Here is a 20,855-nt window from a genome sequence, read left to right as displayed (position 1 = left end):
ACTACCTGGTCGGGCAAATATCAGAAGGTGCCGAATCATAACAAAGCTGCGCGGTTTTTAGGCGCATCGCCCTTTTTCATGAATTTTGTTCATGTTGGGTGACATCAAGGCACCCAGGGCCGACCAGACAATCGTGATGGCTTCACTACCCAGGACTTTTCGCACATGGTGCATCGTATCCTTGCCAGCGTCTTCGCGCTGCTCATCAGTGGCGTGGCGTCAGGGCAAGTCCCCCAGTCGAGCCCGGTGATTTCCTACACCCGGGACATCCAGCCGATCTTCACCGAAAAATGCGTGGCCTGCCACGCCTGCAACGACGCTGCCTGCCAGCTCAAGCTGGAGAGCCCCGAAGGTGCAGTGCGAGGTGCCACCAAGGTGCCGGTGTACCAAGGCGAACGCAGCAAGGCCGTGGCACCCACGCGGTTGTTCTACGACGCCCACAGTGAAGATGAATGGCGCAAGAAGGGCTTCTATTCGGTACTCGACAACCAGGGTAGCCAGGCGGCGCTGATGGCACGCATGCTCGAGCTGGGGCACAAGACCCCGCTCACGCCCAATGCCAAACTGCCTGACGAGATCGTCCTGGGGCTCAACCGCAACAACATGTGCCCGCTGCCGGAAGAGTTCGACGCCTATGCCGGCGCCCACCCCAAGGAGGGCATGCCGCTGGCGGTCACCGGCCTGACCGACAAGCAATACCAGACCCTGCAGCGCTGGCTGGCTGCCGGCGCGCCGGTCGAGTACCAGCCGATCCAGCCAAGCGCGGCCGAGGCCAGGCAGATCGCTGACTGGGAGGAGTTGCTCAACCGCCCCGGCTCCACCGAGGCGCTGGTCGGCCGCTGGCTGTACGAGCACCTGTTCCTGGCGCATATCTACTTCGTCGGCGGCGAGCAGGGCCACTTCTTCCAGTGGGTGCGTTCGCGCACGCCTAGCGGCAAACCGGTCGACATCATCGCCACGCGCCGCCCCAACGACCCGCCAGGCACCGACTTCTATTACCGGCTGATCCCGGTGCAGGGCGTGATCGTGCACAAGACCCACATCACCTACCCGATGGGGCCGCAGAAGCTCAAGCGCGTCAAGCAGCTGTTCTACGCCGGCGACTGGCATGCCACCGCGCTGCCGGGCTATGGCCCACGCCACCGGGCCAACCCGTTCGAAACCTTCGAGGCGATCCCGGCGGTGGCGCGTTACCAGTTCATGCTGGATAACGCCGAGTATTTCGTGCGCACCTTCATCCGTGGCCCGGTGTGCCGCGGGCAGATCGCCACCGACGTGATTCGCGACAACTTCTGGGCATTGTTCCAGGAACCGGCCCACGACCGTTACATCACCGATGCCAAGTACCGCGGCGAAGCCACGCCGCTGCTGGCCATGCCGGGGCAGATCGACGATGTTGGCAGCGTGCTGAACCTGTGGCATGCCTACCGCGACAAGCGCAACGATTACGAGAAATTGCGGCGTGAGGCCTATGCCGAAATGCCGGCTCCGGGCTGGGCAACCCTGTGGGCCGGCAACGACAATGCGCTGTTGAGCATCTTCCGCCACTTCGACAGCGCTTCGGTGACCAAGGGCCTGATCGGCGACGTGCCGTTGACCGTCTGGTTGTTCGACTACCCGCTGTTCGAGCGCACCTACTACCAGCTGGCGGTCAACTTCGATGTGTTCGGCAACGTCTCGCACCAGCTGCAGACACGCCTGTATTTCGACCTGATCCGCAACGGCGCCGAGGTCAATTTCCTGCGCCTGATGCCGGCCGACCAGCGCAGCGAAATCCTTGGCAGTTGGTACCAGAACAGCGGCAAGGTGAAGATGTGGCTGGACTACGAGGACATCGACACCGACACGCCGAGCGGCATCAAGCTCGACCCGCGCGACCCCAAGCGCGACTTCGGCTTGAAGCTGCTGCAACGTACCGCCAGCCTCAACGCTGCCCCCGACCCGATCAACCGCTGCACCGGCGCCTACTGCTCGCGGCCGCAGATGAGCGAGGAGTTCCGCAACGTCGAGCAGTCGCTCAGCCGCTTGGTGTCACGCCCGGCCGCCGGCCTCAAGGTGATCGGCCAACTGCCTGAAGCGACCATGCTGCGCATCGAAGGCGAGGGCGGCCAGCGCCAGGTCTACAGCCTGCTGCGCAACCGCGCACACAGCAACGTGGCGTTCCTGCTCGGTGAGGCTTACCGCTACGTGCCCGGGCTGGACACCCTGACCCTGTACCCGGGCGTGCTCAGCAGTTACCCCAACTTCATCTTCAATATTCCGGCCAGGGATGTGCCGGAGTTCGTCGAGGACATGGAGTACGCCAAGGATGACCCGGCGAAGTTCGAGCGCATCGTCATGCGTTGGGGGGTGCGCCGCAGCCATCCGGAGTTCTGGCGCTACTTCCATGACCTCAGTACCTATATCAAGGAAACCGATCCGGTGGAGGACGGGGTGCTGGACATGAACCGCTACGAGAACCTCTGATCGGGTGGGCTGACCTTTCCGAATACGCTGCGGTCGGAAGCGGTGGGTGGTCCTGATCGATTGCTGGGGGCTGCTTTGCAGCCCTTCGCGGGTAAACCCGCTCCCACAGGTACTGCGCTGTTCTTGAAGTCAGCTCCGTCCCGTGGGAGCGGTTTTGCCCGCGAACGAGCGCGCAGCGCTCGCCTGTGCACTCGATGCGGGCCTCAATGCACCGGCAATCGCAGGTATTCCATGCTGTATTCGCTTCAGGCACTGCGGGCGTTCGCCGCCTGGGTGGTGGTCTGCCACCATTTCATGCAAATCTTCTTCGACTTCCATGCCACCGGCCCCATCGGCCAATTGCTCACCGACCGTGGCGCGGTAGGCGTCGACATTTTCTTCGTCATCAGCGGGCTGGTGATCTACCTGTCGACCCGCGACAAACCCATCGAACCTCGCCAGTTCCTGCTCAACCGGGCCTTGCGCATTGTCCCGGCCTACTGGTTCTACACCGCGCTGATGGCGTTACTGTTGCTGGCCTTCAGCCAATGGATGCCGCACCAGGCCTTCGACTGGCATCACCTGTTGCTATCGCTGCTGTTCATCCCGGCGGAAAACCCCGGCGGCTACGGTTTGTACCCGACCCTGAACGTAGGCTGGACGCTGAATTTCGAGATGTTCTTCTACCTGCTGTTCGGCCTGGCCTTCCTGGTTCGCCAGCGTCATCACCTCGTGCTGGTGACCGCTGGGCTGCTGCTGGTCAGCGAAGTACTCGGCCGCATGGGCGTACTCAGCCGTTTCTACAACAACGACATCATCTACGAATTCCTGCTGGGCATCGGCCTGGGCGTGATCCATCGTCGCGGCCTGATCCGCGAAGGGCTGTGGTTGCCGCTGGCGGTGCTGGGCGTGGCGGGTTATGCGATCTATCACCTGGACGCTGCGCAGCGCCTGCTGCACTGGGGCGTGCCAAGCGCGATGATCGTGCTGGCGTTCATCGCCCTGGAGCCGTACTTCAAGGGCAACCGCCTGCTCAAGGCATTGGGTGACTGCTCCTACTCGGTGTACCTGATCCACGTGCTGGTGCTATACGCCGGCTGGTTCGCCTGCCAGCGCCTGCGCCTGAACCCGTACCTGGTGTTCGCCTTGTGCGTGCCGTCCATTGGACTAATGTCGTGGTTCAGCTATCTGTGGCTGGAGCGCGGCCTGTACCGGCGGATGCAGGCGTGGCTGGCCGCGCCACGGGAGCAAAGCCCGGCATTCGTGCTTTCCCGAGTCAAATACTAGGACTTTGTTCAAAGGCCAGGTTGGCGTACACTTGGGCGCAAGTCTGTGAGGAACTTCCATGAGCGCTATAACCATTACTGACGCCGCCCATGATTACCTGGCCGATCTGCTTTCCAAGCAGAACACGCCTGGCATTGGCATCCGTATTTTCATCACCCAGCCGGGCACCCAGTACGCCGAGACCTGCATCGCCTACTGCAAGCCGGGCGAAGAGAAACCCGACGACGAGCCGGTCGGCCTGAAGAGCTTCACTGCCTACCTCGACGCGGTCAGCGTGCCGTTCCTGGAAGACGCGCTGGTCGACTACGCTACCGATCGCATGGGCGGCCAGCTGACCATCAAGGCGCCAAACGCCAAGGTGCCGATGGTCAACGAAGACAGCCCGATCAACGAGCGTATCAACTACTACCTGCAGACCGAGATCAATCCCGGCCTGGCCAGCCACGGCGGCCAGGTGAGCCTGGTGGATGTGGTCGACGACGGCATCGCCGTGCTGCAGTTCGGTGGCGGTTGCCAGGGCTGCGGCCAGGCCGACGTGACGCTCAAGGAAGGCATCGAGCGTACCCTGCTCGAGCGCATTCCAGAGCTCAAGGGCGTGCGTGACGTGACTGACCACTCCCAGAAAGAGAACGCCTACTATTGATCTGGGCGCGGCCGCTCCTACAGCGACCGCGTCAGGTCAAGGCTTAGCAACAAAGTGTTACGGTTTCAACCCCTGCGACAACAGGCCGCAGCCCGTGTTTAAAGGGCTGCGGGCCATCAGCGCCTTGGTCGGGTAGAAGCCCACTGGGTGTCATGCCAGAATGCCCCGGTTTTTCGGCCGGCCCGTCCCGAGGGTCGGCACCTTCCCTGTAAAGGATGGTTCAATGAATGATCAGTTTACCCGGCGCGCGGTTGTCGCCGGGATGGGCGTTCTCGGGCTCGGCCTGCTGGCAGGCTGCAACCCGGCCCGGGGGCTCGAGTTCAAGTACGGCAAGAACATGAGCAACGAAATCCTGGGGCGCAAGTTCAGCCTCAAGGACCCCCAGGGCAATGTCCGTACCCTGTCGAGCTTCTACGGCAGCATGCCGATGATCTTCTTCGGTTTCACCCAGTGCCCGGCTGTCTGCCCGACCACCCTGGCGCGCGCGGCACAGATCAAGAAGCTGCTGAGGGGCCGCGACCGCGAGATCTTCCAGGTGGTGTTCATCACCCTGGACCCTGAGCGCGACACCCCGCAAGTGCTCGATGCCTACGTCAAGGCCTTCGACCCGTCGTTCACCGCCCTGACCGGCACCCCGGAAGAAATCGCCGCGGTGGCCAAGGAGTTCAAGGTGTTCTACGAGAAGGTCCCGGCCGGTGACACCTATACCATCTCTCACTCGTCCACCAGCTACGTCTACGATACGCGTGGCACCTTGCGCCTGAGCCTGGGTCATTCGCTGAATGCCAAGGAATGCGCTGAAGACCTGGCAACCCTTATGGAGATTTGCTAATGGCGGTATCCCTGCAACCTATCAAGCGCGGCCTGGCCGCCATCGCCCTGCTGGGCCTGGCCCTGCCGGCCCTGGCGCAAACCACCGTGAGCGACGCCTGGGTACGCGCCAGCGTGCCGCATCAGCCGTCCACGGGCGCCTTCATGATCCTGACCGCCAGCACCGACAGCAAGCTGGTCGGCGTGGCATCGCCAGTGGCCAAGACCGTGCAGGTGCACGAGATGACCATGAACGGCGACGTTATGGGCATGAAGGAAGTCAAGGCCGTGGAGCTGCCTGCGGGCAAGCCGGTGAGCCTCGACCCCAATGGCTATCACGTGATGCTGATGGGCCTGACCCAGCAGGTGAAGGAAGGCGAGAAGGTGCCACTGACCCTGACCATCGAAGATGCCAAGGGCGCCAAGGAAACCGTGGACGTGCAGGCAGAAGTCCGCCCGCTCAACGCCGAGGCTGGCGGCGGGCATGAGCACATGCACATGAATCACTGACCAACGAAAGGGCCGCATCAGCGGCCCTTTTTCATTGTGCTGCGCGCTTTAGCTACGGAAGCGTGGCAGCGGCCTTTCGAGGGTGAGCGAGGTCAGTGTCTTGCGGACCTGGGCCTCATCGGCCTCCAGGGCCTTGAGGCTGGCGCGGATCTTGCCCGCAGCGGGCACATCGCCCTGGCGGTCGATCCAGTCGGCAATTTCCTTGCAGGCACTGCTCAGGCAGGCTTGGCGCTGGTTCATCAGCGATATCAGGGTGGTGAGCTCTCTTTCGGACATGGCGGGATCCTCCGTTCAGCTCTGTCAGTGTAGCAGTGGCTGGCCAGCTTGCCTGAGGCCTGGCGTCGCGTGCGCTAACTGTGCAGGCAGGCGCTGCGATAGGCACCTGGCGTCACGCCAAACGCCTGCTTGAACTGCCGGCTCAAGTGACTCTGGTCGGCAAAGCCCAAGGTAAACGCCACCTCTGAAGCCGCCAGGCCGCTTTTCAGAAACTCCCGTGCGCGCGCCAGTCGCCGTTGTTTCAGCCAGGCATGCGGCGGCAAACCGGTGGCCTGGCGGAACACCCGGGCGAAATGGAACGGCGAGAGATTGACTGCAGCCGCCAGGGCCTCCAGCGATGGCGGGTCTGCCAACTGGGTTTCCAGCAGTTCCCGCGCACGGGCCACCGCCAGCGGTTCGTTGCCCGGGGCCTTGGGCTCCGGGCAATGGCCGTGGCTTTGCACCAGCGCCAGCACCGCCTGGCGCCAGGCGTGCTGTTGTTCCAGGGCGCTGGCACCGGCTTCCGACAGCTGGTGCAACTGGCTGAAGGCCCGCGCCAGGCTCGGGTCCTGGATCACGCTGTCCTTGAAGCGCGGCATGCCGTGCCGGCCCAGTTCCAGTTCGTCCAGCACGCCAGTCACCCGTTCATGCTCCGGATAGAAACCCCGGTAGCGCCAGCCGGCCTCGTGGGCGGTGGCGCCGGTGTGCAGCTCGTCCGGATTGATCAGCACCATGCTGCCGACCGGCGCCAGATGTTCGCTGCCACGGTGCCAGAAGCGCTGCGCGCCCGATTCGATCACGGTGAATACATAGCCTTCATGCACATGCGGGGCGAAGCGCTGCTGGAAGTAGCGCGCATGCAGCATCTCGACGTCGCCCAGGGCCGGCGCCTGCCAGAGGTGGGTCTGTTCGCGCAGGGGCATGCTCATGCCAGAAAGCTGCGCAGCAAGAAGAAGATCAACATGCTCGCCAGCATGCTCAGCAACACGCTGCGGGTCAACAGCACCAGCGCAACGGCCACCAGGGCACCGAGCAGGTAGGGGTTGAGTGGGCTCAGGTCGAGCTGGTGGCCGGGTAGGAAGATGATCGGCCCGCAGATCGCGGTGAGCATGCCGGGCACGGCAAAGCCCAGGAACTGCCGAGCGTTTGAGCTCAGGCGCAGCGGCAGGCGTGGCTCCAGGAAGGCATAGCGGTTGAGGAATACCACGGCGCCCATGGCGAAGATCAGCAGCCAGATCATGGGCGGCCTCCGGTAAATTTCTGGCAGACGAAGCCGGCAGTCATGCCCAGCAGGCCAGCGGCGACCAGTGCGGTCTCCCAATGCCAGTAACTGAACAGCACCGAGCAGAACAGCGACACCGCCACGCACACCACGGTGGCGAGATTGCGTACCAGCGGCGCGATCAGCGCGACGAAGGTGGCGACGATGGAGAAGTCCAGGCCGAGCTGGTCGAGGTGCGGGATATTCTGGCCCAGCACGATGCCGGCCAGGGTGAACAGGTTCCACGCGACGTAGAAGGTCAGGCCTACACCGAGCGCATACCAGCGGTTGAACTGCTGCTGGTCGTAGTGGCTGGTGAGGGCGAAGAATTCGTCGGTGAGCAGGAAGCCCAGGACCAGCCGCCAGCGCAACGGCTGGTTTGACAAGACTGGGCGCATGGACAAGCCATAGAGCAGGTGCTGGGACGTCAGCAGCAGGGTGGTGAGCAGGATCGACAGCAGGTTGGCGCCGCCCTTGAGCATGCCGATCGCGACCAGTTGCGCGGCACCGGCGAACACAATCGCCGACAGTCCTTGGCCTTGCCAGGCACTGAGGTTGGCCTCGATGGCCATGGAGCCGGCGAGCAGGCCCCAGGGAGCGACGGCCAGGGACAGCGGCAGGATGGCGATGGCGCCGTGCAGGAAAGCTTGGCGGGCAATGGGGAGACTGCTGGGCATGATGGCTGCACTTTTTACTCGGTAGGGCAGCATGACAGAGCGGCGGGGCGGGTGGCTTGAACGATCTTGCTTGTTTGCTGCCTGTGCCGGTTTCTCGCGGCTAAAGCCGCTCCTATCAGGTTTGGCGCCGGGGCAGGTGATTATCGTCTGGTCAGCCGCTGCTGCGCTGCCACGCAGCCATTGATCTCCACAGCCTTTTGCAGCAGAGCCTGGCGATGCTGTGGATCGAGGTCACTCAGCAATCGGTAGACCTCGGCCTGGTAGTCGCGCTGGCGCCCCCACTGCATCTGCAACCCTTGCGGGCGGCTGCGGCTGCAGGCCAGGCGTGCGGTGGGTTGCGGGAAGTAGGGCGCATACAGGGTCGCCATGCCCGGGATCGCCTCGAGGGCTTCGCGGTAGGCCGGGCTGGCATTGTAGGGTTGGCACCAGGTAGCAATTGCAACCGCCGGTGGTGCGAAGCCTTGTTTCAGGCTGGCCTGCAGCAGCGGGCAGGCGGCATCGGCGATCTGTGCTGCAGGCAGGTAGGTGGTGTAGTACAGCGCCAGGCGATACTGCGCCACCGGGTGGCCAAGCTCGACCGACTTTTTCAGCAGGGCCACTGCCGTCGGCAGGGTTTGCGCCATCGCCCGGCCCTGGCGGTTAAGCTCCGGGTCGACGCCTATGGCAGTGCGCAGGGTGCTGTTGTCGTCCGGGCTGTCGGCTTGCTCCAGCAGCGGTAGCGCCTGGCGGTAAAGCAGGTCGGCGTGTGGGTCGATACGTACTTCGAGCGCGTGCGCGGCCACCGGTGTCAGCACGATAAACAGTGCCGACGCCAGAACGACGGGGTTCACAGGCGCGCCCCGTTCAATGAACGAGGCCGGCTGGCTGCCAGGCAGGGGGAAACGGCTTGATGAGTGATCACAACTGCGCGTACGCCTCGGGCGAATCGGAACGACGGGGTATTCTATCGAAGCGAGGGTCAAAACCGAAACCCCGTGACTCGTCAGTCAGACGAGCTTGATCGGTGTGACCTTGCGCTGGCTGTGTCGTTCCTGGGCCAGCCCCAACTTGGCGGTAATCACCTTGGCCAGGGCATTGTTGCCCAGATCGTTCAAGTGCAGGCGGTCGACGAACAGATCGGCACCGAATACCGGCGAGCTGCTGAGCATGCTGTTCATGTCGTAGCACGGCACGGGGTCTGCCTGGCTTTTGATGCGACGGAAGAAAGCCATGTGCAGCTTGCTGTCGAATGCACCGTCGAGCAGGCGGTCGAAATTCCCCGGTTGTTGCTCGAGGGCGGCAAGCATTGCCAGTTCCCCCGCCGGCAGTGTTTCCCGGCACCAGGGCAGCAGGGGCTGGAGGATGAAGGTCAGGGTGGCGTGACTGTCAGCCAGCATTCGTTCCCATTGGCGCAAGGTGCGGGCGATGCTGTCGGCCGCTCGTGCCAGGCGCTTTTCCGGGGCGGACAGCGACCAGTTGGGGGCAGGTTCGTTGCGCCGTGGTGCCAGTGCCTGGCCCAGGCGCTGCCACAGCGACTCACGGCGAGCCGGGCCAGCGGGTGGCATGCCCTCGTTGAAACTGTTCAGGTAAGCCTGGTGAGCCTTGGCCTGCTGCGGGTCATACGGGCCGGCCAGGACCTCGCCGAGCGCTTCATGGGCCAAGGTGTTGAGGCCGCTGAGCAGTACTACATGGCCCACTTCGCCGAAGCGATGCTGGTGGGTCAGGAACAGCAACAGCTCCTGGCTGGCGTTGAGCCCGCAGCCGGCCAGGCTCAGCCATACCTCACCGGTCAGCATCGACAGGTGCGAGGCTACCGTATGTTCGTCGCAGCTGGCGCCGATGCCCAGGGCGGTCGAGCCGCCGACCAGCAGGTTGATGCGCGAGGCAGCACCGCGCTCGGCAACCGAGACGCGCTTGCCGGCGCAATGGCTGTAGCGCAGGCCAAGGGCATCGGTGTTGATGGTGCAGGAGCGGTAGCCGCTCTCGTGCACATGCAGGGTGTGTGGGGCGCGGCGATTGCCCAGCAGCAGAAAGCGCTGGTAATCATGATGCAGTGGCGAAGCGAGACCCTGGACATACGTGCTGGGTGTCATGGGCGCTCCTTCTCTGCTGGTGTGATGGCGGGCGTTCAGCCCGCCAGTTCCTTGAGGTTATAAGCCAGGCCACCGACGGCAATCAGCAGCAGAACCACCCCCGAGGCCAGGGAAATCAGGCGGTTGCTGCGCTGCGAGGTGATCTTGCCGATGGCGAAGATGTACAGGCTGAGCACGGCGAAATCGATCAGTACCCACAACAGCGACAGCACCACCATGCTCTTGCCGAACGATTCGGTGATCTGGATGAACTGCGGGAAGAAGGCGATGAAGAAGATGATGTCCTTCGGGTTGGAAATACCGACCATGAAGCCTTGCCACAAACCGCCGCGCCCGGCTTTGGCCGGTTGCAGCTCGGCTTCGTCGACGGCAGGCGCCTGCAGGCACTCGCGCAGGGTGCCCACGGCAATGTAGCCAATGAACAGGCAGCCCAGCAGGCTCATGGCACTGAGCCAGGCCTTGTCGATGGCCGCACTGGTGAGGATGACCCAGGCGGCGGCGCCGATCAGCACGAGTGATGCCCAGTTGGTGCCGACGGCGGTGAACATGGCCTTGCGTGAGCCGGAGGCCGCGGCGGTGTTGACGATCAGCGCTACCACCGGGCCGGGGGTGGCGATCAGCAGCAGCACGGTGAGTGCGTAAGTCAGTGTCAGTGCGGTATTCACGGTCAGTTCTCGATCAGAATGTCGGGTGTCGCGTGGGCGTGGGCATGAAACGGGCAGCGCGCCGGATTGAGCGAGCCGGCTTCCTGCAGTTGGTACTGCTTCCATTCGAAGTTGTCATCCTGGCCAAAGAAGCCGAGGGTTTCGGGCATGACCCCTTCGTTGTAGTGACGCACGCGATCACGGATGCGGGCACGAATGCGTTGCCCGCTTTCGGTGCTGGCGTTGGCCACTTCGTCGAAGTTCTCCCGCGGGTTGATGACGAAGGTGATGTGCGGGCCGAGGTTGCGGCTTTTCATCTGCTGGTGGCCGGGGAAGTTCATGTTGATGAACAGTGGCATGCCGGCGTAGCAGAACGACCAGGCGTTGTCGTGCGGGTCGGTGGGAACCGCTTGCGGCCACGGGTGCGGGTCACGGGCATGGACTCCGCGCAGTACTTTCCAGGCCAGTGCCTGTTGCTCGGCCAGGGTGCTGTCGGCGGCTGTCTGCAGAAACACCACCAGTGGGCTGCCGATGCGTTGCTTGATCGGCACAGGGGTTATGGTGCGTACATATTCGGCCAGGCCCTGGGCGATATCATCGGCCAGTTGTTCGGCGCGGGCGAAGAGGATGTGGCAGGATGCGCCGGCTACCGCCTTGCGCCCGAACAGGCACGGGAAGTCGGGGTTGGCGAGCACGCTGCGAAAATGCTGTAAGGTTTGATGCGTCCAGTGCTGAGTGTTCCGTACATGTTCATCGGCCAGCTCTAGCGCGTCCAGGCGATAGCAGTTTCCATAACCCGTAAACATGATTTCCCCAGGAGATTCAAGTAAGAGAGAGTTCCACACTTATGCAGGCAGGTTGGAGACTTATCTTTGTTATTTACCTGCATTTTCTGAGACGCTCTTCACGTTGTAAAACGCGTGGAACTATGACCTACTATTAGTCTTACTCATGATTCGAGGGCATCATGTCGGAACGGATTCAAGCTTTGCACGCCCTGCGTGCTTTCGAGGTGGCCTCGCGCTACGGCTCGTTTACCCGGGCCGCTGAAGAGCTGGCCCTTACCCAAGGGGCGGTCAGCCATCACATCAAGACCCTTGAATCCATGTTCGGCTGCGACCTGTTCGAGCGCCGCGGCCCCAAGTTGAGCCTTACCGAGCATGGACGGGTACTGGCTCAAGAGCTGAAGGTGGGCTTCAAGATCATCGAAAACGCCTGCGCGCTGCTGCGTCAGGACCGTTATGGGTTGCGCTTGAAGGCCCCTTCGACGCTGACCGTGCGCTGGCTGCTGCGGGCGCTGGACGGGTTCAAGAAGCTTGAAGACAACTGCAGCGTGCAGCTGTCGAGCGTGTGGATGGACATTGACTCGGTGGACTTCTACTCCGAGCCTTACGACTGCGCCATCCTCCTGGCCAACGGCCGTTTCCCGGCCGACGTGGAGAGTATCAAGCTGTTCGATGAGTGGCTGATCCCGGTGTGTCACCCGGACTACATGGCACAGGCGCAACCCGAACTGGCCGACCTGCGCCAGTGTGAGTTCCTCCACCCATCACCGGACCGCCGCGACTGGCGGCGCTGGCTGGCGCGCATGGATGCGCTGGACATCAGCATCGACCAGGGCCAGGTGTTCGATACCCTCGACCAGGGCATCTCGGCGGCGCAGCAGGGCCTCGGCATTTCGGTGGTCGACCTGGTACTGGCCAGTGCCGACCTCGCCGCCGGGCGCCTGGTGACGCCGTTCAAGCATGCGGTGTCGACCGGTGACGGATACTACATGACCTGGCTCAAGAGCAGCCCCAAGGCGCGGCAGATGCACAAGCTGCGCGACTTCCTGCTCAGCCAGGTGCCGCCGCTGGGCTACAAGGACATCAACTACCTGTACGGCTGAATAGTTGCGCAGGCTGATCGTGCCGAGCCTGGGTTTGCCGATGGTGTGGAACAGCGCCATTGCAGCGTAGAATCGTGCTTTTCAGCAGAGGTCGACGCGGTGGAGTTGCAGCAGGGCTTTGTCCTGACCCGGCATTGGCATGACACGCCCGAAGGCACTTGCGTGGAATTCTGGCTGGCCACGGATGCCGGGCCACAGTTGTTGCGCCTGGCGCCGCAGGAATCAGTGGCGTTTATTGCGCAGGCGCAGGCTGAACACGCCCGGGTGTTGCTGGCCAAGGAGCAGGGCGCAGAGCTCAAACCGTTGCGCCTGAAAGACTTCGACCAGCGTCCGATGCTCGGCCTCTACACGCGCCAGCACCGCCAGCTGATGCAGTTGGAGCAGCGCCTGCGCACGGCTGGCATCGACGTCTTCGAGGCCGATATTCGGCCGCCGGAGCGCTACCTGATGGAGCGCTTCATTACGGCGCCGGTGCAGTTCACCGGCCAGCGGGACGCGCAGGGCGTGTACTGCGAGGCCCAGCTCAAGCCGCTGCCGGATTACCGCCCGACGCTGCGCCTGGCCTCGCTGGACATCGAGACCAGCGAGCGCGGCGAGCTGTACAGCATCGCCCTGGAAGGCTGCGGCCAGCGCCAGGTGTACATGCTCGGGCCGGCAAATGGCGATGCCGATGGCGTGGATTTCGACCTGCACTACTGCGCTGATCGCGCCGAGTTGCTGACCTGTCTCAACCAGTGGATGGCCGAGCATGACCCGGATGCGATCATTGGCTGGAACCTGATCCAGTTCGACCTGCGCCTGCTGCACGAGCATGCCAAGCTTCTGCAAGTGCCACTGGCGCTGGGGCGCAACGGCGCGCCGATGACCTTGCGCAGCCATGCCGGCGGTGGCCACGTCTTCGCCGAGGCCCCGGGGCGGCTGCTGATCGATGGCATCGAAGCGCTGCGTTCGGCCACCTGGAGTTTCCCTTCGTTCAGCCTGGAGAGTGTTGCCCAGACCTTGCTCGGCGAAGGCAAGGCCATCGACACACCCTACCAGCGCATGGACGAGATCAACCGCCGCTTCGCCGAGGACAAACCGGCGCTCGCCCGCTACAACCTCAAGGACTGCGAGCTGGTCACGCGTATTTTTGCCCACACCCGGCTGCTCGACTTCCTGCTGGAGCGTTCGTCGGTTACCGGCCTGGCGGTGGACCGCAGCGGCGGTTCGGTCGCCGCATTCTGCCACCTGTATATCCCGCACATGCACCGCATGGGTTTTGTCGCGCCCAGCCTCGGCAGCCGTCCGGAGGAGGCCAGCCCCGGTGGCTTTGTCATGGATTCACGCCCGGGGCTGTACGACTCGGTGCTGGTGCTGGACTACAAGAGCCTGTACCCGTCGATCATCCGCACCTTCCTGATCGACCCGGTGGGCCTGGTAGAAGGCTTGCGTCTGCCCGATGACCAGCACTCGGTGGAAGGCTTCCGCGGCGGTCGTTTCTCGCGCACCCAGCATTGCCTGCCAGCTATTGTCGAGCGGGTATGGCAGGGCCGGGAAGCGGCCAAGCGCGAAGGCAATGCGCCGCTGTCGCAAGCGCTGAAGATCATCATGAACGCCTTTTACGGCGTACTCGGCTCCAGCGGTTGCCGTTTTTTTGATCCGCGCCTGGCCTCATCGATCACCCTGCGCGGCCACCAGATCATGCGCCAGACCCGCGCGCTGATCGAGGCCCAGGGTTACGAGGTGATCTATGGCGACACCGACTCCACCTTCGTCTGGCTCAAGGGCGCTCATGACGAACAGGCCGCGGCCCGCATCGGTCGTGAGCTGGTGGCGCAGGTCAACCAGTGGTGGCGTGAGCACCTGCGCACGACCCTGAACCTGGAGAGCGCGCTGGAACTGCAGTTCGAGGTGCACTACCGGCGTTTCCTGATGCCGACCATCCGCGGTACCGACGAGGGCAGCAAGAAGCGTTATGCCGGCCTGGTGCAGCGCACCGATGGCAGCGAGGAGGTGGTCTACAAGGGCCTGGAGTCGGTGCGCACCGACTGGTCGCCGCTGGCCCAGCGCTTCCAGCAGGAGCTGTATGGGCGGATCTTCCGTGGCCAGCCTTATCGCGACTACCTGCGCGAGTACGTGCGCCAGACCCTGGCAGGCGAGCTTGATGAGCTGCTGGTCTACCGCAAGCGCCTGCGCCGGCCACTGGCCGATTACCAACGCAATGTACCGCCGCACGTGCGCGCCGCACGCCTGGCGGACGACTACAACAGTCGTGTCGGGCGCCCCAGGCAGTATCAGCGCGGCGGCTGGATCAGTTACCTGATCACCACCAGTGGCCCAGAGCCCCTCGAGAACCTGCAGGCGCCGATCGACTACGAGCATTACCTGAGCCGCCAATTGCAGCCGGTGGCTGATGCCATTCTGCCGATGGTCGGCGACGATTTCGCCCGCCTGACCGACCAACAACTGCCGCTGTTCTGAGCCGGGTAGTAGCCGGCCACCGCAGCTGCCTGAGCCGCTGGCACTAACCTGGCGTTTTCTTGTGAAGGAGAAACGCCAGTGCTCAACCTCAGCGAACACCCTGACGGCCAGGGCGAAACGGCGGACCGGGTTTTTCAGGACAAGTTGCTGGCCGAGCGTTTACCCGGCTGGTTGCGTGGCGCCACCCTGCAGCAGCTGCGCTGGCTTGGCGATGCAATGAGTCTGAGTCTGTACTTTACCGAGCAGGCCAGGGCAGTGCTTGGCACTGTCAGCAGTCTTGAGGCATTTGCCCTGCCCAGATTGCAACTGGCGATGGATCAGGCCTTCGGTATCGGACTCGATGCCGCACGCCTGCAGTTGCGTTGGGGGCACCGCGAACCGGTGCTGACGTCGCAGCCAATCGGCTACCCGGTCACTGAGCCGGTCTACCGGCAGATACCGTTGCTGGAAGCAGCACTTGGCAATTTCACCCAGGAACAGGCGAGCAGCGATGGCCAACTGTCAGGCAATCGCCTGGTCGATCCTGACGACCCTGCGCGCACGCTGCCCAGCGCCACGCGCTTCGCCGCAATCTGCCGGAAACTCGACCTCGGCGGGCAATACCAGCGGCACCTGGACGCCTGCCTGCAACCATCCGGGTCTACCGATACGGAGGGTGCGGCCGCTGAGCAGCGCCAGCGGGTGCTCTCGTTGTTCGCGCGAGCCCACCGCTACGGCATGCTTGCCGATGCCCATGTCGGGCTGATCAAAGGGGCGCTGAGCGAAACGGAACATCAGTTGCTGGTGCGCCTTTGCGGGCTCCATCAGCCGCTGACCTTGGACGGCCGCCCGGTGCAGGCCAAGCGTCTGGACCTGCTGGGTTGCCAGATGCAGCAGATACTCGTGCTCGACGTTCGCGACGAGCGCTACAGCCCCCTGTACACCTCCAGCAACCGGATACTCGTGCATATCCCAGGTGACCCACACGCACCTTGGCAGGTATTCGCCGACCTGCGCCATTTCGCCAACGCACTGGGCAAGCGGCTGCGCACGCCAAGCTATCAGCGCTTCTTCGCACGTTTCGTGCGCCGTCGCGACAGCCAGGCCTTCTTCAGCGCGGTCGCGGCTTGCTATGACGGGCTTTCGGACTTGGCCAACGCCGACCTCGAGGAACGTCTGCACCAATACCCGGCTCCGTTGTTCGACACCTGGGCGCAGGCCAGGATCAGGCAGATCAAGGACGATGCTGGTGTGATCGCGATGGCAACTGCGGCGGTCGACCTCGAAGTCCGCCGGGCCCACGAGCAGCGGCTGGCGGCCGAGGGTTGGACCTTGCTGACCCTGGCCGGGCTGTTCGTGCCGGCGCTGGGCCTGGCGATGCTGGCGCTGGCCGCTTGGGAAGTACTCGATGAAGCGTTCCATGGCATCGAGGCCTGGCACGAAGGTAACAGTGCCGAAGCGCTCGAACACCTGGTAAATGTTGCCACCGATGTTGCGCTGGTGGCCGCAACGGCTGCAGGCGTTCAAGGTGTGCGCAGGCTCTGGGCGCGATCTGCATGGGTCGACGGGCTGGTCCCGGCACGGCTCGACGACGGTAGCCGACGGCTGTGGCACGACGATGCGGTACCGTATCGAGGCACCGCACCGGCGTTACAGGCAGTACGTGACGAGGCAGGGGTGTATCGGCACGGCAACGATGCCTGGGTCGAGATGGAGGGGCATCATTATCCGGTCGAGCAACGCCCGGATACTGGCCGCTGGTACCTGCGCAGCCGCTCTGGGTATGGCCCCGAACTCTGCCACAATGGTGCGGGTGCCTGGCGGCTATGGAGCGAACAGCCGGCCCAATGGGCAGATGCACCGCGCATGTTCCGGCGCTTGGGCGGCGCATTTGGCCAACTCGATGATCGGCAGATCGACCTGGTGATGTTCACCCATGACCTGGATGCCGATCACTTGCGGTACCTGTATGTGCATGGGCAGGCACCTGACGCCGAACTGCTGGACAGCGTGATGCGTTTCGCTCTCGACAGTCGACTGCGCAGGTTGATCGAGGCTTTGGACGCTGGACACATGACTGACGACCGCGAAGCCTTGCAACAGTTGTTGTACATGGCCGACGGTGCCGTCCCGGATGATGCCGGTCTCGCTGAGCTGGCGACGCATCAACGGCAGTCGCTTTTCCAGGCACTGTACCAAGCTGCCCAGCCCGTGCCGACCCCTGCCGAGGAACTGCTACGCCGACAGTTTCCGAGCCTGCACCGGCTGGCGGCACGTGCGCTGCTGCGCGACACCACGCCTGCCGAGCGTATGGCAATGGATGAACAGCGACGCGTACCGCTGCGCCTGGCCACGGCTGCGCGAACCAGGGTCAACCACATCCGCCTGGTCAGGGCGCTCGAAGGCTTGTACCTGGACGCCCCACAGACTGCCGACCTGGCTCGGGTTGCCCTGGGCCTGAGCGAAGCTCTGCCGGATGCGCCATCGGGAATCTACTGGCGTCTGTTCGACAGCTCGGTACAGGGGCCGCTGCTGGCGGTGGCAGGGCCGCAAGGCGCCGGCAAGGCGGTCGATCTTGTGTATGCCGAGGGGCAGTTCCGCTTGTTCGATGCGGCGGGTCACCGACTGGCGGGGCCTGGCGAACTGTTCGAGGTCATGGCCGCAGCCTTTGACCCTGCTCAGCGGCGCATCATGGGCCTGGGGCAGCCATTTGCAGCCAACTTGCGGGCGCAGTTCGGCGCCCTGGCAGGAGCGCGCCGGCAACAGCTCGGGCGCCTGCTTGGCCAGGCCCCAGCGCGGGGCTGGTTCAGGCCACCTCAGCGGCTGGCTTACGGGCGCATCGGCTATCCGCTCAGTGGTCGCGGGCGTGGCAGTTCGCGGGCACTTCATGCCATGGTTCGCACGGTTTACCCAAGCTTTGATGACGCGCAGATTGAAGCCTGGCTGGCCCAGGTTCGCCAGGCAGGGCTGCAGGTCGAGGCCCATCTGGAGCGCTTGCAGGCTGAGTTGGCAGCTTTGGACAGCTGCATGAACCGCTGGTGTGCAACGGCCAGGTCGCGCGTTGAGCGTGCGGATCGGCGCAGCTTCGCCGACGGCTTGCGCAACTGTTGGCAGCGTACCGCGTCCAGAGCTGGCGGCGAGCTGCCGCTCTATTATCGGCTGACCATTCGCAATGTCACCCTGAGCAGCCTGCCGGAACTGCCAGAGTTGGTGAGCTTCGCCCATGTTCGCGAGCTTTCGTTGACGGCACTGGGCATCAGTGATGTGCCGGATGGGTTTCTGCGCGCTTTCCCGACCGTGCGCATCCTCGAGCTTTCCAGTAATCGCCTGACCCGGCTGCCATCGGGCCTGGGACGCTTGAGCATCCTTCGGGAAATGGACCTGTTCGGTAACCAGATCGTGCTCGATGCTGCGCAAAGCCGACAATTGGCGCGTTGCACGCACCTGGAGTACTTGAACCTGTCCTACAACCCGTTGAGTCGCGCTTTCCCGGTGCAGAGCATGCCTCGGCTGCGGCGTTTGCACATGCGCGCCACAGGGTTGACGGAGCTGCCCAGGGGCCTGCTGGCCAGTCTCGAACTGGTCATGGCCGACCTACGCGACAATCGCATCACCAGCATCCCTGGCGGCTTCTATCGGGCACCGGCCTGGGTCAGCAGTTGCATACGCCTGGAGGGCAACCCGTTGGGGCGCGTCGATGCGCAAAGGTTACAGGCGTTCATGCGAGACCACGGCTGGGCGGCAGACGTCGAGGAAGCTATCGGCGTGAGCACAGCCCGTCAGCGCTGGCTGGACGCTGCAGACAGCCTTGAGCGTATCGACCAGGCGGCGATGTGGGACGAGCTCGAGGTGTATGACGGTTGCGACGATTTCTTCAGCTTGCTGATCCGTCTGCTGCAAACCGCCGATTACCAGCAGCACCGGGAGGCACTGGCAACCCGAGTTTTCACCATGCTCAGGGCGATGTGCGAGCACGAGACCCTGCGCCAGGAATTGTTTGCCCAGGCCAGCTTGCCGGTGACGTGCCAGGACAGCGCGTCCTTGTCATTCAGCGGCCTGGAGCTGCGCATGCTGGTGTGGCATGCGCGCGTCGACGCTGCCGCCGGAGGGGAGCAGGCGGCATTCCTGCGGCTTGGCCGTCAGTTGTGGCGACTGGATGAGGTCGACCGGATTGCCCAACGCGACTATGAAAGCCGGCGTGCTGCAGGTGCAGACCCGGACCAGATCGAGGTGGTGCTGGCGTACCGCGTCGGCCTGCGGGCGACGCTGGACCTGCCTGCGCAACCCAGCGACATGCTGTTCGCCGAAGTGGCTGGCCTGGATCAGGCGCGTCTCGACCAGGCGCGCAATGATGTACTTGCCAATGAAACGACGGAACGCCTCAGCCAGGCGCTGGTCGAGCGCGATTTTTGGCGTGAACATCTGCTGCAGGCCAATGGAGCGCGCTTCGAATCGCTGGATGTGACATTTCATGCCCGCGTGGAGGCGTTGATGAATGCTTCCGACAGCCTACCTGAGGGGCGCTATCTCGAGGAAATGAACCAGGTGCAGGCCGAGCGTGAAGTGGCACGGCGGGCATTGATGTTGAGGCTCTCGCGTCAAGCCATCGGCGATCACCTGGAACCCTTGCCAGAAGTGCCGGAACCTTAAGGCGGGCGTTGCCGCCATGGTCTTGGGCTATGCTCACAGCAGGAAAGTCAGCGGCTTGGGTTGTAGGAAGTTTCTGGCGGTCAGTCAGAAACTGGCTGTTACCTTTCGCCCAAGCGTTCACCTGCCCAGCTGGTTTAGGCTCGCAGGCCGGATCTTTCTCCCTGATCCGCAGTCTTTGGTTAATCGAGAGAATAAGGAGATACGCATGCTCGTCCGGTCACTGACCCTCGCCACCTTGCTTGCCGTCGCCGGCCCGTTGTTTGCCGCCGACAGTGATGCGCCACTGGCCAAGGAGCTGGGCAAGGCCAGGCCGCTGGTGGTCATCGCACCCAGCGATAAGGACCCGACTTTGCGCGGCCTGAACGAAGCGCTGAAGGATCGCGCCACCCAGGCAGCCTTCAAAGAGCGCAGCCTGATCATGTTCAGCGTTGTCAACACGATGGGCAAGCGCGAGGACAAGAACCTTGAACAACAGACCACCATGGCCCTTATTCGCGAACTCAAGCTGGGCGCGAGCAAGGGCACCAAGGTGATCCTGGTGGGCAAAGACGGCGAGCGACATGTGCTCAAGGACGATGACTCGGGCGATAAGATCGACCCTCAAGTGATCATCGACGCGGTCGACCATTTGCCGGCGAGTGAAAAGGCGGTGAGCGCACCGGAACCCGTGGCCGCTGCGCCGGAACCCAAGGCCAAGGACAGCAAGGCAGCCAAACCGGTCAAGCCCGCCAAGCCAGCTGCCCCGCCAAAACCGTTGGATGACTGAACGCTGCAGGGTCATCGTGTACAGGCCTTGATCCAGTGGTCCAGGCTCAAGCGTCCCGAACCTTTGAGCAGCAGGGGCATCAGCGCGACCAGGTAGATCAGTGGCAGCTTGAAGTTGCCATGACCCTGATCGGTGATGGCGTAGCCTTGCGCCAGTTCGGCCAGGCTGGACCACTGCGCGGGCCAGTGCACGGCGGCAATCGCCACCACGGTCACCACCATCAGCCCCGCCGACGCCAGCCTGGTGCCCAGGCCAAGCAGCAACAGCAGCGGCAACAGCAGTTCGGCCCACATCGACAACTGCCAATTGAGTTCCGCCGGCAGGGCGTTGAAGGGAAATGGGAAACTCCCTTGCAAGTCGCCGAACCAGTTGCTGCCATTGAACTTCTCCAAACCTGATTCGAAGAACTCCCAGGCCAGGAACAGCCGCAGTGGCAGGTCGGCACTCCAGCTGCCGAGGCGATCGATCAGGTTGAAGGTACGGGTCGTCAGTGCATTCATGTGATTAT

18 protein-coding genes are annotated in these 20,855 nt (G+C 63.5%); 9 read left to right on the top strand and 9 right to left on the bottom strand.

All coding sequences use genetic code 11. From position 1 onward, the window contains the following. Positions 1-165: 165 nt before the first annotated feature. From APH33_RS10780 to APH33_RS10760, 5 genes are all read left to right on the top strand, one after another. Positions 166-2,466: a fatty acid cis/trans isomerase gene (locus APH33_RS10780; RefSeq protein ID WP_054885118.1), complete on the top strand. Its 2,301-nt coding sequence runs from the start codon at positions 166-168 to the stop codon at positions 2,464-2,466. A 231-nt stretch (positions 2,467-2,697) separates the two neighbouring features. Next, positions 2,698-3,732: an acyltransferase gene (locus tag APH33_RS10775; protein WP_054885117.1), complete on the top strand. Its 1,035-nt coding sequence runs from the start codon at positions 2,698-2,700 to the stop codon at positions 3,730-3,732. 58 nt (positions 3,733-3,790) lie between these two features. Further along, entirely contained in the window at positions 3,791-4,375 is a 585-nt protein-coding gene (gene nfuA / locus APH33_RS10770; protein ID WP_016393607.1) for a Fe-S biogenesis protein NfuA, read from the top strand. Positions 4,376-4,598: 223 nt separating this feature from the next. Then, entirely contained in the window at positions 4,599-5,207 is a 609-nt protein-coding gene (locus tag APH33_RS10765; RefSeq protein ID WP_054885116.1) for an SCO family protein, read from the top strand. Next, positions 5,207-5,695, top strand: coding sequence for a copper chaperone PCu(A)C (locus APH33_RS10760; RefSeq protein WP_054885115.1), 489 nt, complete (start codon positions 5,207-5,209; stop codon positions 5,693-5,695). Before APH33_RS10765 ends, APH33_RS10760 begins: the two co-directional genes overlap by 1 nt. 48 nt (positions 5,696-5,743) lie before the next feature. Here APH33_RS10760 and APH33_RS10755 read toward each other — a convergent pair whose 3' ends face one another. The 8 genes from APH33_RS10755 to APH33_RS10720 form a co-directional block, all read right to left on the bottom strand. After that, positions 5,744-5,971 (bottom strand): hypothetical protein, encoded by a 228-nt coding sequence (locus tag APH33_RS10755; RefSeq protein WP_012313790.1) that lies wholly within the window; start codon positions 5,969-5,971, stop codon positions 5,744-5,746. 74 nt (positions 5,972-6,045) lie between these two features. Then, entirely contained in the window at positions 6,046-6,879 is an 834-nt protein-coding gene (locus APH33_RS10750) for an AraC family transcriptional regulator (RefSeq protein WP_054885114.1), read from the bottom strand. Next, on the bottom strand, positions 6,876-7,190 hold the full coding sequence (locus APH33_RS10745; protein WP_054885113.1) for an AzlD domain-containing protein: 315 nt from the start codon (positions 7,188-7,190) through the stop codon (positions 6,876-6,878). The genes APH33_RS10750 and APH33_RS10745 overlap by 4 nt, the downstream gene beginning before the upstream one ends. Beyond that, positions 7,187-7,888, bottom strand: a complete 702-nt coding sequence (locus APH33_RS10740) for an AzlC family ABC transporter permease (RefSeq protein WP_054885112.1) — start codon at positions 7,886-7,888, stop codon at positions 7,187-7,189. Before APH33_RS10740 ends, APH33_RS10745 begins: the two co-directional genes overlap by 4 nt. 140 nt (positions 7,889-8,028) lie before the next feature. Then, the gene (locus APH33_RS10735) at positions 8,029-8,718 is read right to left on the bottom strand and encodes a hypothetical protein (RefSeq protein ID WP_054885111.1); all 690 of its coding nucleotides are present in this window, start codon (positions 8,716-8,718) and stop codon (positions 8,029-8,031) included. A gap of 156 nt (positions 8,719-8,874) precedes the next feature. Next, complete coding sequence (locus APH33_RS10730; RefSeq protein WP_054885110.1) at positions 8,875-9,960, bottom strand: hypothetical protein; 1,086 nt, start codon at positions 9,958-9,960, stop codon at positions 8,875-8,877. A 35-nt stretch (positions 9,961-9,995) separates the two neighbouring features. Then, positions 9,996-10,625 (bottom strand): LysE family translocator, encoded by a 630-nt coding sequence (locus APH33_RS10725; RefSeq protein WP_054885109.1) that lies wholly within the window; start codon positions 10,623-10,625, stop codon positions 9,996-9,998. A 2-nt stretch (positions 10,626-10,627) separates the two neighbouring features. Next, positions 10,628-11,410, bottom strand: a complete 783-nt coding sequence (locus APH33_RS10720) for a YqcI/YcgG family protein (protein WP_054885108.1) — start codon at positions 11,408-11,410, stop codon at positions 10,628-10,630. Between the two features lie 161 nt (positions 11,411-11,571). Between APH33_RS10720 and APH33_RS10715 the strand changes: the two genes are divergently transcribed. From APH33_RS10715 to APH33_RS10700, 4 genes are all read left to right on the top strand, one after another. After that, entirely contained in the window at positions 11,572-12,492 is a 921-nt protein-coding gene (locus APH33_RS10715) for a LysR substrate-binding domain-containing protein (RefSeq protein ID WP_054885107.1), read from the top strand. 99 nt (positions 12,493-12,591) lie between these two features. Continuing rightward, the gene (locus APH33_RS10710; RefSeq protein WP_054885106.1) at positions 12,592-14,952 is read left to right on the top strand and encodes a DNA polymerase II; all 2,361 of its coding nucleotides are present in this window, start codon (positions 12,592-12,594) and stop codon (positions 14,950-14,952) included. 78 nt (positions 14,953-15,030) lie between these two features. Continuing rightward, the gene (locus APH33_RS10705; RefSeq protein ID WP_054885105.1) at positions 15,031-19,581 is read left to right on the top strand and encodes an NEL-type E3 ubiquitin ligase domain-containing protein; all 4,551 of its coding nucleotides are present in this window, start codon (positions 15,031-15,033) and stop codon (positions 19,579-19,581) included. Positions 19,582-19,786: 205 nt separating this feature from the next. Further along, positions 19,787-20,347: a DUF4174 domain-containing protein gene (locus tag APH33_RS10700; protein ID WP_054885104.1), complete on the top strand. Its 561-nt coding sequence runs from the start codon at positions 19,787-19,789 to the stop codon at positions 20,345-20,347. A gap of 11 nt (positions 20,348-20,358) precedes the next feature. Here APH33_RS10700 and APH33_RS10695 read toward each other — a convergent pair whose 3' ends face one another. Next, entirely contained in the window at positions 20,359-20,847 is a 489-nt protein-coding gene (locus tag APH33_RS10695; protein WP_054885103.1) for a DoxX family protein, read from the bottom strand. Positions 20,848-20,855 lie beyond the last annotated feature (8 nt).

Source organism: Pseudomonas sp. NBRC 111130 (genome assembly GCF_001320485.1).
In the GTDB taxonomy this organism is placed as follows: domain Bacteria; phylum Pseudomonadota; class Gammaproteobacteria; order Pseudomonadales; family Pseudomonadaceae; genus Aquipseudomonas; species Aquipseudomonas vlassakiae.
This window is presented reverse-complemented; position numbering and strand designations above follow the sequence as displayed.